The 13,534-nt window shown below is 52.7% G+C and carries 10 protein-coding genes; 6 read left to right on the forward strand and 4 right to left on the reverse strand.

Annotated features, from left to right (window positions below; all coding sequences use genetic code 11):
* The first annotated feature begins 111 nt into the window (after positions 1 to 111).
* Both IPK01_02020 and IPK01_02025 read left to right on the forward strand, forming a co-directional pair.
* Complete coding sequence (locus IPK01_02020; protein ID MBK7932277.1) at positions 112 to 954, forward strand: pyrroline-5-carboxylate reductase; 843 nt, start codon at positions 112 to 114, stop codon at positions 952 to 954.
* Between the two features lie 102 nt (positions 955 to 1,056).
* A complete protein-coding gene (locus IPK01_02025) occupies positions 1,057 to 3,945 on the forward strand; it encodes a PD40 domain-containing protein (GenBank protein MBK7932278.1) in 2,889 nt (962 codons plus the stop codon).
* 75 nt (positions 3,946 to 4,020) lie between these two features.
* On the opposite strand, the gene IPK01_02030 is transcribed toward IPK01_02025, so the two are convergent.
* Genes IPK01_02030 through IPK01_02045 form a run of 4 tightly spaced genes read right to left on the reverse strand, consistent with a single transcriptional unit; the run spans position 4,021 to position 9,530 of the window.
* Positions 4,021 to 6,003, reverse strand: coding sequence for a S9 family peptidase (locus tag IPK01_02030; GenBank protein ID MBK7932279.1), 1,983 nt, complete (start codon positions 6,001 to 6,003; stop codon positions 4,021 to 4,023).
* 1 nt (position 6,004) lies between these two features.
* Positions 6,005 to 6,418: a hypothetical protein gene (locus tag IPK01_02035; GenBank protein ID MBK7932280.1), complete on the reverse strand. Its 414-nt coding sequence runs from the start codon at positions 6,416 to 6,418 to the stop codon at positions 6,005 to 6,007.
* Positions 6,419 to 6,424: 6 nt separating this feature from the next.
* Complete coding sequence (locus IPK01_02040; protein MBK7932281.1) at positions 6,425 to 8,965, reverse strand: protein kinase; 2,541 nt, start codon at positions 8,963 to 8,965, stop codon at positions 6,425 to 6,427.
* A gap of 1 nt (position 8,966) precedes the next feature.
* Positions 8,967 to 9,530: a sigma-70 family RNA polymerase sigma factor gene (locus IPK01_02045; protein ID MBK7932282.1), complete on the reverse strand. Its 564-nt coding sequence runs from the start codon at positions 9,528 to 9,530 to the stop codon at positions 8,967 to 8,969.
* 444 nt (positions 9,531 to 9,974) lie between these two features.
* On the opposite strand from IPK01_02045, the gene IPK01_02050 reads away from it, so the two are divergent.
* The 4 genes from IPK01_02050 (at position 9,975) to IPK01_02065 (ending at position 13,470) form a co-directional block, all read left to right on the forward strand.
* Entirely contained in the window at positions 9,975 to 10,508 is a 534-nt protein-coding gene (locus tag IPK01_02050) for a pentapeptide repeat-containing protein (GenBank protein ID MBK7932283.1), read from the forward strand.
* 16 nt (positions 10,509 to 10,524) lie between these two features.
* Positions 10,525 to 11,769, forward strand: a complete 1,245-nt coding sequence (locus IPK01_02055; protein ID MBK7932284.1) for a WD40 repeat domain-containing protein — start codon at positions 10,525 to 10,527, stop codon at positions 11,767 to 11,769.
* 105 nt (positions 11,770 to 11,874) lie between these two features.
* On the forward strand, positions 11,875 to 12,543 hold the full coding sequence (locus IPK01_02060; protein MBK7932285.1) for a pentapeptide repeat-containing protein: 669 nt from the start codon (positions 11,875 to 11,877) through the stop codon (positions 12,541 to 12,543).
* 36 nt (positions 12,544 to 12,579) lie between these two features.
* Positions 12,580 to 13,470, forward strand: coding sequence for a formylglycine-generating enzyme family protein (locus IPK01_02065; protein ID MBK7932286.1), 891 nt, complete (start codon positions 12,580 to 12,582; stop codon positions 13,468 to 13,470).
* The last annotated feature ends 64 nt before the right edge of the window (positions 13,471 to 13,534 follow it).

The following is a 13,534-nucleotide window of genomic DNA, read 5'->3' on the forward strand; positions in this document are numbered from 1 at the left end:
ATCGGAGCCGGTCCGAATGCTGAAACGCAAGTATGAACGAGCCTGCCTAGTCGCCACACCGGGAGCTCGGTCATACTCGCGTTTCTTCCGCTTTCGATCTAAACTTTTATCATGTCAACGAAACTCAACGATCTGCATCTGGCATTTATCGGCTGCGGCGTGATGGGCGAATCGATGGTCGCTGGACTGCTGCGGCGTGAACTGGTCGATCCGAAGAACATCGCGGCGAGCCACCCACGCGAGTCACGGCGCTCAGAACTCACGGAAAAGTACGGCATCGCCGTGTTTGAGAGCAACGCCGAAGCCGCCAAAACCGTGGTCGGGCAGGCGAATTCGGCGGTCTTGATCTGCGTTAAGCCGCAGCGGCTTGCTCGCGTCCTCAGCGATCTTACCGGCGTTTTGCATCTTGATCAGCTTGTTCTTTCGATCGTCGCCGGAGCGAGAATTGAGCACCTTGCCGACGAACTCGGCACGGCGAAGATCGTTCGCGCAATGCCTAACACGCCTTCGCAGATCGGTGCGGGAATAACGGCGTGGACGTGTACCGACGCTGTCGTCGACGCTGAACGCGGACATGTTCGCGAAATACTCGCCGCTCTTGGCAAAGAGTTGTTCGTCGAGACCGAAAATATGATCGACATGGCGACATCATTATCGGCAACGGGGCCAACATATATCTTTATGGTGATGGAAGCCCTGACCGACGCCGGCGTCCACCTCGGCTTCTCACGCGACATGGCCAAGGAACTCGTTCAGGAAACGATGCTAGGTTCGGTAAAATTCGCGATGGAATCGCACAGACATCCGGCGGAGCTTCGCAATATGGTCACTTCGCCCGGCGGCACATCCGCGGAGGCTATCTATCAAATGGAGAAAGGTTCGTTGAGGACAGTGCTGTCGAAAGCCGTATATGCCGCTTACAAACGCGCTGTAGATCTCGGGAAAAAGGGTTAACTCAGCATTGTTTCGGACGCTGTCTCAACCGCATTACTATTGTAAATTGCATGGGTAACTGAGAGAATTTGGTTTCAAGTATATTTGCAAGGGGTTACTGCAATGAAACGAACTTCCACAAGACTTATTGTTGTTGATCATCGGGCGATCCTTTTGGCTGTGCTGGCGTTTGCCGCAATAGTCGGCTTCTTGGGCTTTTCCCGGGAATCGTCGACCAAGGATGTTGCCACCCAACCAACAGCCCTAGGCCGACTCGCCTATGACCGGACGGATTTCACTACGAGCGGCTTTGGGTACATTGCCATTGCTTCGTCCAACAGCGATGGAACCGGCACCGTAAACCTTGCGGGTGCAGGCGTTCCGCCAATTTACAACAACAATCCTTCGTGGAACTCGGTCGGCACAAAGATCGTTTACGAAACCGACAATGAGATCTGGGTGATGAACTCCGACGGGAGCGGGAAGGTAAATCTCACCAATACACAAACCGGAATCGCGTCCGAACGCGATCCGTCGTGGTCCTCGACCGGCAAGATCGCCTACGAACGCAATTCAGAGATCTGGACGATGGATGCGAACGGCATGATGCAAGCACCCTTCCCAGGGATCACGCAGCCCCTGCCCGCCGACCCGGCATATTCGCCGGACGGCATCAAACTCGCGTTCCAATCCGGCGGCGATATTTGGATAATAAACACCGACGGCACAAATGAACGCCGCCTGACGGGCCCCAACTACTATGATTCGGGTCCGGCGTGGTCACCGGACGGCACGAAAATTATCTTCTCCAAAGGCGGCTCCGGCATCTCGGTCATCAACATTGACGGCACCAGCGAAGTTGCGTTGACCAATGGTATCGGGGACCGTGCCCCTTCGTGGTCAAACGACGGTACAAAAATCGCCTATGTCAGACGCGGAACCTCGATCAACGGTTTAGACGGCATTTATACGATGGATGCGGTAGGCGGCAATCAGATTCGCACCCTAGCAGACAATCCAACAAGTCCTGGCCGTACCGAACATAACAATCCGGCTTGGCAACCCGTTGCAGTCCAACCAAATACTGTAATAATTAGCGGCCGTATTAACAGAAATGGCGAAAGCCTCGCGGGTGTTACTGTCAATCTATCCGGTTCGGCGACAATGGCGGCGACCACGAATGTGTTGGGCGAGTTTAGCTTCGGAAACCTCCCGAGCGGCGGTTCTTACACCGTGACGCCGACACTCGCAAACCACATTTTCACTCCGAGTCGAAAGATCTTCAACGGTGTTACTACAAACCGGATCGCAGATTTCGCCGGCGGCCAGACGTGCTCTACGCCGGGCTGCAAGGTGAATGGCAAGGTAACGTTCGTTCGCGGCTCGGACATCTTCATTTCGAGCGTTGATGGTACGACCCTGATCAATCTCACCAATGGGGGCAACGTTAACGAAGACCCTGCATTCTCACCGGACGGCAACAAGGTCGCCTTTATGTCCGATCGAGACGCAACCCGTCAAATCTATCAGGTAAATACAAACGGAACGAATCTCCAGCGATTGACCAATAATTCAGGTAACAATGAATATCCGGCATATTCACCGGACGGTTCGAAGATAGTGTTTGTAAGCAATCGCGACGGAAACCCGGAGATCTATACGATGAATGCGGCGGATGGCTCGAATCTGCAGCGGTTGACCAACAATTCGGTTGTGGACAAAGAACCTTCGTTTTCAATCGATGGCACAAAGGTCGTTTTTGCTAGAGCTTATGAAAGCACGCCACAGGGTAGAACGGCGATCTACACGATGAATGCCGCTGACGGTTCGAACGCTGTGCAGATCACGTTTCCGTCAACGGCCGCTCCGCTCTCTGATAATAATCCGTCATTTTCGCCGGATGGAACTAAACTGCTGTTTCGGCGGTACGATAGTGGGCCATTTCGGTCGGAATTTTTTATCGCAAATGCTGACGGGGCAAATCCGGTTTCCATGGGCTTCAGCGGATTTATTTACAAACCTTCGTTCTCGCCGGATGGAACACGGGTTATTTACTCGGGTATATCAGGAGTTGGAACTTATAATATCTACTCTTCGCCAATAAGCGGAGGAACCGGAACGTTGATGTTGTCGAATGGCCATCACGTTGATTGGCAGCCCGTAGCACCTGCGGTCAGAAGGCCACCGTTCGACTTTGACGGCGATGGAAAAGCAGATGTCGCGGTATTCCGTCCGAGCGAAGGCATGTGGTATATACTTCGCAGTTCTGATTCTGGCTTCAATCAGACACCTTTTGCGTTGGCGGGCGATCTGCCGGTAGCGGCCGATTTTGACGGTGATTCAAAGACCGACATTGCGATCCATCGGCCGTCAAACGGTGATTTCTGGTCGCTCAGCTCTTTGAACGGCCAGCAGATCAACTACCGTCTTGGCCAGACCGGTGACATCGCCATGCCGTCCGATATCGACGGTGACGGGCGTTCGGACTATGTGGTTTACCGGCCGTCGAACGGCCATTGGTATCGCGTAAGCACCGCGACAGGAGTACAGTCCGACATTTGGTTTGGGGCTGCCGGCGATAAACCCGTTATCGTTGATTTTAATGGCGATGGGATCGCCGATCCGGCTATTTTCCGTCCATCGGATGGTAATTGGTGGTGGCACAGCAGTGCTGACGGAGTGCAGCGGGCGATTCGCTGGGGCATCGCCGAGGATATCCCTGCTCCGGCCGATTTCGACGGAGATGGAAAGACGGATCTTGCCGTTTTCCGGCCTTCCACCGGAGTCTGGTACATCGTTAACAGCGGCAACGGATCATTCACCATCTTTCCTTTTGGATTGTTGGGTGATAAGCCGGTGCCTGCCGATTACGACGGTGACGGCAGAGCCGATGCTGCCGTTTACCGGCCGTCCGATGGCATATGGTACCTGTTGCGCTCAAGTGCAGGATTTACGGGCGTTCGCTGGGGCATTGCCTCCGATGTTCCCGTGCCGAATGTATTCATTCACTAGAAATTTGAGCAAATAGAAAAGAGGCCGCCCCAAACTTCTTGAGTAGGCCTCTTTTCACACGTCAATCTCTCCGTTTTACTTCAAATACTTCTCAAACCAATCCAAATTGCTTTGCATTGCCGCGAGCTGCATTCGCGGTTCGGTCGGGCCGTGGGGTTGGCGTGGTAAGACGATCATCCGAGTTGGGACGCCCTGAAGTTTTAGAGCGTTGTAGAATTCGTAGCCCTGCGATATCGGGACGCGGATGTCGGCGTCACCGTGCTGAATGAGAGTTGGCGTCGTGACGCCTTTCACATTGAACATTGCGGAGTGTTTTGAGTAGACCTCGGGGATCTCCCATGACTGTCCGCCAAAATAGTCCGGTATGAACGCCGGTATATCTGCGGTTCCATTGAAACTCATCAGGTTCGTCACCGGTGCTCCTGCCGAAGCAGCCTTGAATCGTTTGGTCTTTGTGACGATCGTCGAGGTCATGTAGCCGCCATAGCTCCAGCCCATAACGCCGAGCTTGTTCGCGTCGGCAACACCCATTTCGATCACTTTGTCGACGCCTGTCATGATGTCTTCGTAGTCGCCGCCGCCCCAATCTTTCATATTCGAACGCCGAAACTCAGTTCCGTATCCGGAAGAACCGCGAGGATTCGGCCTCAGTATCGCATATCCGCGAGCGGCAAATGTCGCAAGCGGATAGACGCCGCGGCCGCCGAGATAACTCTGCTGAAAAACGCCCGCCGGGCCGCCGTGGATGTTAACGATCAACGGAACTTTCGTTCCCATTTTGAAACCAACTGGATAGGTCAACAGGCCCTCGACAGCACGGCCATCCTTGCTTTTCCATTTGACGAGTTCCGTTCGACCGGTCGGGATCTTGGTAAATTCGTCGTTAAAACGCGTGATTTGTGTTGGGGTTTGATCGCCCATTTTGACAACGAAAACCTCGGCCGGTTCGCTCGCACGCTGTTTTACAAAACCCCACGCTGTACCGGTTGAATTGAGGTTTAGGCCGCTTATAACGGCATCGTCTGTCTGCTCCTCTGTGATCGTTGCTGAACCGACATTAGCTGAATAGAGCGAGGTGCCGGTTCCCTTCGCCTCGTTAAAATAGACCTTGCTGCCGTCGGCCGACCAGGCGATGATACCGGGCTGTCCGTCATGAGAGAGCGGCATTACCTTTGCAGGTCCGCCGCCTGCGGGAATTATGCTTACACGGTTGCTCTGCGCCCAATGGACCGGGCCGTCGCTCGCTGAAAACGCGATCCATTTGCCGTCCGGCGAATAGCTTAGACTACTTTCGGCCGCGGCGGTCGCGACTAGCGGCGTTATCGCCGCACTCGCGACATCGACGACCGATATATCAGATGTCGGCCAAAAATCTGCCCGAGGATCGCTGACGTGGCTGAAAACGATCTTCGTTCTGTCAGGCGACCAGTCAAAGCCGTTGACGCTGCGATTGTTGGAGGTCAGTTTCCGCGATTCGCGTTTGCCGTTTGCGTCCTTTGCGACCGGCATTACATAGAGCCGGGCGAGTTTGATATTCTCATCGACATACCGAAAATCATTTTTTGCCTTGTCATCCTTCTCTTCGTCTTCAGACTTGGCATCGGTCATTGTGAAGGCGACCATTCGTCCGTCTTGCGACCAGTCAAAATCCGTAACGCCGGATTTTACGTCTGTCATCATCTCAGCCTCGCCGCCGCCCACGCGGAGCAGATAGAGATTGCTCTTGTTGTCTTTTCGGGTCGATGTAAACGCGATCCACTTTCCGTCCGGCGACCATTTCGGATTTGTCGAAGACTTGTCGGCAAAGGTGAGTTGCGTATTCTCTTTTCCATCGGTCGAGGCGAGCCATATCTGCGTCAGGTATTCGCTCTTATCAGCCGTCATCACCTCGCTGACAACCGTGTAAACAACCTTCGAGCCATCCGGCGAAACACGCGGCACACCCAACGCTTTCACCTTTAACTGCACCTCCGGCGACCAGGCAGTCGTCGGCGTTTGTGCGACAGAACCTATAACAAAACCTGCGAAAACAAAGAGAACAAGCGCGACATTTCTCATTTCAACAATCTCCGTAGACCTTTTCTAAAGTAAATTTCCACACCATTCTACTCTGACCTTCATCGAAAATGTAACTGCCATTCGTAATTCGCCAATGACCGAGAAACTCCCAACGGCCTGGGGCAAGTTTGTTGAACAGCGGAACCGCGATCTCCGAATCGACTGCATCGAGCAACGCGCGATTTGCCGGATCGAGCTTTTGATCGCCGCGTCGTCCCGAGCCTGTGTAGTGAATAATGTCCGTTGAGTCGCCGTGAAAATCCGGATAGCACGGATTGATCCTGCCGAAATCGGTGAGCAGCGATATCAGCCGCCCGTTTCGCTGGTAAATACCGTTGCGAACGCGATGAGTTTCGCTGACCTGATCCCACGAATAGATCGACCCCGGTTCGTACTCTTCGACGTTGCTGGTCATTTTGAACTAGGATGGCAGGCCGACTTTTCGCACGAGTTCTGCAAAACGCGGTTCCGATCGTATTTCGTTAAAATTTGGTTCGATCATTAGAAACTGCATCTGCGAATCCCGTTCGGCAAAGCCGCGTTCGAGGGCGGCGAGAGCTTTTTCTTTTTCGCCGAGTCCGATATATAAAATCGCCAACTCCACGGGCGATACATACTCGATTCCTTTTTCAAGCCGTCGCAGGATCGCTCTCGATTCATTGATCCGGCCCGCTTTCGCAAGTGCGTATCCGAGATAACAATTGACACCGGTGTGTTCTCCATTGAGACGGATCATCTCTTTGAAATCGGTGATAGCCTCCGCGAAGTTTCCTGTCGCGGTTCGCGCCAATCCTCGGCCGTAATAGGCTCCGCCATACTCAGGCACCAAGTCGATCCCGTTCGAGTATTGTTCCAGGGCCTCGTCATAACGCTGTGCAAAGTAAAGCACGTATGCGATGTTGAGATTGATTCCCTTCTTGAGCGGATCCAGATCTCGAGCCTGCTTCATTTCAACAATCGCCTGTTCGTGCCTTCCCTGCGTGCTGAGAAAAAGAGCATAGCCAAAATGCACCGACGCGAGATTCGCGTTTAGTTCTGTCGCTTTCTCGAATTCGTTTTCAGCGGCAGCCCAATTCCAAGCAAATTGATTGATCGTCGCTGATGCAAGATGAACCTCGGCAAGGTCGCCATTAAGCTCCTGAGCCCGAGCGGCGGCAATTTCCGCTCGCTCCATACTTTCGTTCGGAGCGTCAAACCCATTTGCTCCCAAATAGAGATATGAGCTGGCCATAGCCGCGTGTGCCAATGCATAGTTCGGGTCGATCGCGATCGCTTGTTCGAAATATTCGATCGCCTTTTTTGCCCCTTCTTCCGTGCTTTTTGAATGTGAGTAACGCCCTTTCAAGAGCAGTTCATACGCTTGAGGATCTGCTTGAGCAACTTGCTGTCCCGATTTAGCGGGCAATAGGTTTAGACTCACGCCGATCTGCCGCACAATATCCCTGTGGATCTGTTCCAGTTCCGATCGGCGGCGGACGAAACTTCCGCCCCATATCTGTGAATTATCGCTCGCATTTACCAACTCTGCGTTCACATTTAACATGCCATCCCGCAAAGAGACTTTGCCGGTCATGATCGCCTGAACGCCTAGTTCACGGGCGACGCGTTGGATGTCAGTGTTTTGACCTTTGTACTTAAATGAGGAGCCGCGAGCGATGACTTTGACGTTCTGGAGTTGGGAAAGTTCGTTGATCAGAGCTTCGCTCATTCCATCCGACAGATACTCGCCTTCAGTGTCGCCACTTTCATTTTCAAACGGCATCACCGCGATCGAATTCACAGATTTTGAATTCGAAGTGGAGTAGTAATAGCCCGCGAATGAGAGCAATGCTATCAACATGGCCCCGACGCCCATCGTAAGCACCCGATGTTTTCTACGGGCGCGAACAACTTGGCCTCCGCCGAACTTGTTGATATCGCTGAGCAGTTCGTCCGCACTTTGATAGCGAGCATTCGGATCTTTAGCCAGAGTTTTGGCGATAACGTCTCTAACGGCAACGGGAATGCTTTCAACTAACGACAACGGCGATCCGTCCAATATCGAAGCCCTAAGTTCGTCCGGCGAATCTCCAATAAATGGCTTTTGGCCGGAGAACATCTCAAACATCACGACGCCGAGGCTCCAAATATCGCTGCGGGCATCGGTTATTTTGCCGGCCGCCTGCTCGGGCGACATGTAAGCCAGCGTTCCCATAACAAGGCCCGGAGATGACAATTTAAGGTCATTTTGAACCGGCACTATCGTGTACTCACCCAGCGTGGGTGTTCCTGCGATCTTTGCCAGACCAAAATCCAAGACCTTAACCAGTTTGTCGGACCTCAGCATTATGTTCTCGGGTTTTATGTCGCGATGATATATTCCGGCCGAGTGGGCGGCGATAAGAGCTGATGCAACCTGAACGACAATATCGATCGATTCCTCAAACCGTAAGCCGCCGTTATCGAGAACATTGCGAAGCGTTTTGCCTTCGATGAATTCGGTCGCGATAAACGGAGTGTCCTTAGTTTTTCCAACCTCGTGAACGGTAATGATATTTGGATGATTGAGCGATGACGCGGTTTTTGCTTCCCGTAAAAATCGCTTCAAGCCCGCAGCGTCTTGCGAAAATTGTTTGCTGACAAATTTGATCGCGACGTTGCGTTCGAGGACGGTATCCTTTGCGAGAAAGACATCGCCCATGCCGCCCGTACCGATCTGCGAAAGTATCTTGTAATGTTTGATCTTTTTCCCAATTATATTGGGGTGGTGATTCTCGCGGACGAGTTCCGCTGCAACGTCTAGCGGCGGGACATCGATCAGGCTGTGCGGTTTGTTTGAATACGAAAGCAGCGACTCGACCTCACGCCGCAAATCGGCGTCGCCGCCGCAGGAACTAGTGAGAAACGACGGCCATTCCTCCGCCGACACTTCGAGTACGGCATGATAAATATCCTCAACCTGTGCGAGTCGCTCGGCTTTCATATCAGGTAGATAGTTCACGCAGCAGCCATGTCCGGGCAAACTGCCAATCCCGAATAACCGTCTTCGTGGTCACCCTAAGGACATCGGCCATTTCTTCATTGCTGAGGCCGCCGAAGTATTTCATCTCTACCACACGGCCTTTTCGCTCGTCCAATTTGGAAAGCCTCGTCAGAGCGTCATCGAGTTCAACGAGACCGGCGTTCCGCTCGTCCGAGACCATCATCGCCTCGTCCAGATCGACCCGTTGGCCGCCTGAACGCTTTCTCGACGCCCGGCTGCGGGCATGATCGACCAAAATATGCCGCATTGCCTGGGCCGCAACACCGAAAAAATGTGCTCGGTTCGCCCATTTCTGCTCGTCCTGCCCGGCGAGTTTGACGTACATCTCGTGTATCAACGCCGTCGGCTGCAGCGTGTGGCCGCTCGGCTGGCTGTTCATGTATTGCCGGGCCATTCGATGCAGTTCCGAGTAGACACGCGGCATCAATTGCTCAAGAGCTATTTCATCGCCGCCGCTCCAATCATTAAGAAGCTGGGTGATCTCGCTGGTTGATTTAACAGACATCGGCAATCAGGGGAATTTATGGATTATATATCAGTTTCTACTTAGCAAGTAGCCAATTAGCCGCTATGATTCACTTTCCTCGATTGGGGTTATCCGCTTTTTTCTTCTTTGAATTTTATTTCTCGATAACATTGTCCCTTTTCATTGCCCGTTCTCGTTTGAATAAGTGAATAGGGAAATTATCAAATTCGCGATTAATGAGCGTTTGAGCCTCAAAGGAGCAACATGAAAAAACTAACAATTGAGATCAATATCCGTAATTTCATCATCGGAGCGGCGGCTTCGGCCGTTTTAATATGTTTCGGCTCGATCGGGACCCAGGCCCAGGCAACTTGCCTCACCGCCCAGGCGATAATGGCTCAAAAGGACACGATCACACAGGCTGAAGTCCTCAAACAGCGCGATTGCTGGGTCGCGAAGCTCAAGAATCAGGGTAATCGCGACATGAATTTTGCCGGAGCATTCCTTATGGGAGCTGATCTGAGCGCTTCAAATATCACCATGCCTGTCGATAAATACAAGAATCTCGATCTGAACGACGCCAATCTATCGAGGGCGGATCTATCCGGGGCGAATCTGATGGACGCCATCTTGAACCGGGCGGATCTCTCAGGAGCTGACCTAAGAGGGGCTGACCTAAGAGGGGCTAAATTGAACGGCGCAATTCTGATATCTGCCAATCTATCGGGATCCAAACTCTACATAGCGAACCTCACTAATGCGGATCTTCGCGGAGCAGATCTGACAGATTGCGGATTTTTCACATACGACGAAGGTTTCGCGAAGGTCCGAAGCAACTATTCCGACGAAGAATGGCGGAGGATCCCGGGTGCCGACCTAACGAATATCAAAAAGGACATAGCCACCCGCACAGAGGTCGGCCTATCAGTCAACCTAAAGGGTGCAAAGATCTCAAGCGCGACAAAAGGAACGAGTGTTACGTATTGGACGGCAAACGGTGGCGTGGTGGCCGATTAAGAAGAATGGAGCAAGAATGCCTAAAACAAAGGACAATATGATATTCACTTTCCGACACATTCGAGTCTTCTTCCTGGTAACTTGCCTGGTTTGGGTTTGTTCCCAAACCGCATACACGCAGAGCCGGACGTGCCCGCCGGCGTCGCTGAAATTAGCCGGCAAGGCCGAGAAAGCAAAGTGGAACTCGATAAAGGACAGCCGAAATGAAAAGGACTATCAGTCCTACCTCACTCAATTTCCAAAAGGCCGCTGTGCCGAGACCGCTCGTCAGCAGATGGCCTCGTTAAAGGCTCCTTTTCCAACGAAACCGCCCGTATCGACTAACGTTCCGATCGGTAATGTCTCATTGATCCAGGAATCGTTGTTCAATGAGAAAGAATCGGTAATGACGGTACGATTCAGCCCGGTGATGAATATGATAGCCAGCGGAGGTTGGAATAATTCTCTAAAACACTGGAGGGGCACGGACAACGAGCAGATGTATGCCGCAAATGCGAGTGTAAGCGGCAACTTGATATTTGACCTGGCATTTAGTCCCGACGGAAAAAGCATCGTAACCGGCAGCCGCCCCGACTATTCGAAACCCGCGCCTTCGGTTCGCGTATGGAACGCCGCTGATGGAACTCCCGGTGTAGCGCTGAAAAATGTACCGTCCGAACTGTGTGGATCGGTCGCATATAGCCGCGACGGAGCACGCGTTGCGGCCGGCTGTTTCAATCAAGATACCGCCGCGCGATCTGTACGTATCTGGGATGCAAAGACCGGTGCCGAAATAAAAATCATAAAGGATGTCGACGGCCCCGTTGTTTTCAGCAAATACGGCAGCCGCGTGACCGGCGGCCATGGCTACACCCGGATGCTTAAGTTGTTTGAGATCTCTACGGGCAACGAAGTGTTTTCGATCAACGGACAAAGCTTCAATGGGGTTGAAAGCGTTGCAATGAGCCCTGACGGCAAGCACCTCGTTTCAGGTAATTCCAACGGATCGATAACGATCTGGGACGCGAATACGGGCAAGGAAATTACTGCGATCAAGGGCCACACGAAAATGGTCAATTCCGTTTCGTACAGTCCAAACGGACAGATCATCGCCAGCGTGAGCGAAGACGGCTCGGTCGCGATCTGGAATGCAGCTACCGGGGCCGAGCTTTGGACGGTCAAAGAGACGAAGCCGGCTAAGTCAGTGTCGTTCAATATGGACGGTTCCAAGGTCGTCATTGGTGGGGAAGATGGGATACGTGTCGTGCGCGTGCAGCGCTAATCAATGGGGTATATGGAGAGCATCGGAAGGAGCACCATGAACAGAGTGACAACTGAGACCAATATCCGTAGTTTCATTATCGTAGGAGCGGTGGCGGCACTTCTGATGGGTTTCGGCTCGGTCATAACTACGGGCCAGACGACTTGCCTGACAGCTCAGGCAATAATGGAGCAAAAGGACACAATTACACAGGCCGAAGCCGTTAAACAACGTGATTGCTGGGTGGCAAAGCTCAAAAGCGGCGAGAAGAAAATGGCGGGAGCATTCCTTTATGCCGCAGACTTGTCCGCTTCAGAAACGAATCCTGCTAAGTACGCAAAAGTGGATCTGACTAACGCAAATCTGGCCGGAGCAGACCTCTACGAAGCGGATCTGTCCGGAGCCACGTTGAACGGTGCCGACATGACATCCGCCCGGCTCAGGTACGCCAATCTTAGGGATGCCAAAATGATCGGGGCAACACTTATGTCGGCGAATCTGAGCCGTTCGGCTCTCTACCGCTCGGATCTCACAAACGCCGATCTTCGAGGGGCGGATCTAGCGGATTGCGGGTTTAATACGCATTTAGAGGTCTTTTCCAAGAATCAGAGCGAGTTGGGTTGGGGAGGTTGGGAGCGATTGCCGGCAGCCGAGAGGCGAGCGATCAATGATCGTATTCAGATGCATCTGGAGAACATGGAATCGGTCAAGCTGAAAGGGGCAAAGATCTCAAGTAATACACAAGGGGTCAATATCGAAATATGGAAAAAACGCGGAGGAGTGGTCGTTGAGTAGCCGCATCGCACGCTTAGAACATTCATCAAAAAGAATATGAAAAACATAGAGTTGCTACTGAAATTATCCGTGGTCGCCATTGCTCTAACCTTTGGTGCACAGACATCTAATGCCCAAAAGCCTTCTAAGACACCCGCGAAAACGGGCACCGGCAAGGCAAAACCGACGCCGACGCCAAAAGCGACCCCGTCATCCCCAACGACTGCCGTGGGAAACATGACGAACAGCTTCGGGATGAAATTCGTCGCAATCCCTGCGGGTAGCTTCCAAATGGGTTTCAATACCGCGGTAACAGAAAATTGTCAGGGGTGTGCCGAGAGTTCCAGCGAAAAGCCGGTTCACAAGGTGACACTTAGCAAGAGCTTTGAGATGCACGCCACCGAGGTCACCCAGCAGCAATGGCTCGCCGTGATGGGTAAGAATCCGAGCGAGAACGCGACGTGTCCGAAATGCCCGGTCGAGAAAGTATCGTGGGATGACGCACAGGAATTTGTCGCCAAACTGAACTCGAAAAGTGACGGTTTTAAGTATCGTTTGCCTACCGAAGCAGAGTGGGAATATGCCTGCCGGGCCGGATCTAGCACCAATTACCCCTTTGGCGACGACGCTAAAGAAACGGGCACGTATGCGTGGTTCCTTGGAAACCACTCGGGAACAACCCACGAGGTAGCTACAAAAAAGGCAAATGCCTGGGGCTTGTTCGACATGCTCGGAAACGCTGCCGAATGGGTGGAGGATTGTTGGGACAATTACTCCCCGAAAGATGCCATTGATCCGGTCATTTCTTGGACCGGCGGCTCCGTGAGGTCGATCCGCGGCGGGTCTTACTACCAGGGGGCGGAATTCATGCGGTCATCGCATCGCTACTCAAATTCTCCGACGATGCGTCATGGCAGCGTTGGTCTCAGGGTTGTCAGAACGAAATAACTTGAAAAAGATAATCGAGAAAAGTTGAGGCCCATGCTCGCCGTCGATCAGATTATCAATGGGA

Source organism: Acidobacteriota bacterium (genome assembly GCA_016713675.1).
Classification (GTDB): domain Bacteria; phylum Acidobacteriota; class Blastocatellia; order Pyrinomonadales; family Pyrinomonadaceae; genus OLB17.

What these genes read in the sequence shown, in the direction of transcription:
- IPK01_02020 (MBK7932277.1), top strand. Translation starts at nt 112, where the DNA reads ATGTCAACGAAACTCAACGATCTGCATCTGGCATTTATCGGCTGCGGC.
- IPK01_02025 (MBK7932278.1), top strand. Translation starts at nt 1,057, where the DNA reads ATGAAACGAACTTCCACAAGACTTATTGTTGTTGATCATCGGGCGATC.
- IPK01_02030 (MBK7932279.1), bottom strand. Translation starts at nt 6,003, where the DNA reads ATGAGAAATGTCGCGCTTGTTCTCTTTGTTTTCGCAGGTTTTGTTATA.
- IPK01_02035 (MBK7932280.1), bottom strand. Translation starts at nt 6,418, where the DNA reads ATGACCAGCAACGTCGAAGAGTACGAACCGGGGTCGATCTATTCGTGG.
- IPK01_02040 (MBK7932281.1), bottom strand. Translation starts at nt 8,965, where the DNA reads ATGAAAGCCGAGCGACTCGCACAGGTTGAGGATATTTATCATGCCGTA.
- IPK01_02045 (MBK7932282.1), bottom strand. Translation starts at nt 9,530, where the DNA reads ATGTCTGTTAAATCAACCAGCGAGATCACCCAGCTTCTTAATGATTGG.
- IPK01_02050 (MBK7932283.1), top strand. Translation starts at nt 9,975, where the DNA reads ATGAATTTTGCCGGAGCATTCCTTATGGGAGCTGATCTGAGCGCTTCA.
- IPK01_02055 (MBK7932284.1), top strand. Translation starts at nt 10,525, where the DNA reads ATGCCTAAAACAAAGGACAATATGATATTCACTTTCCGACACATTCGA.
- IPK01_02060 (MBK7932285.1), top strand. Translation starts at nt 11,875, where the DNA reads ATGGGTTTCGGCTCGGTCATAACTACGGGCCAGACGACTTGCCTGACA.
- IPK01_02065 (MBK7932286.1), top strand. Translation starts at nt 12,580, where the DNA reads ATGAAAAACATAGAGTTGCTACTGAAATTATCCGTGGTCGCCATTGCT.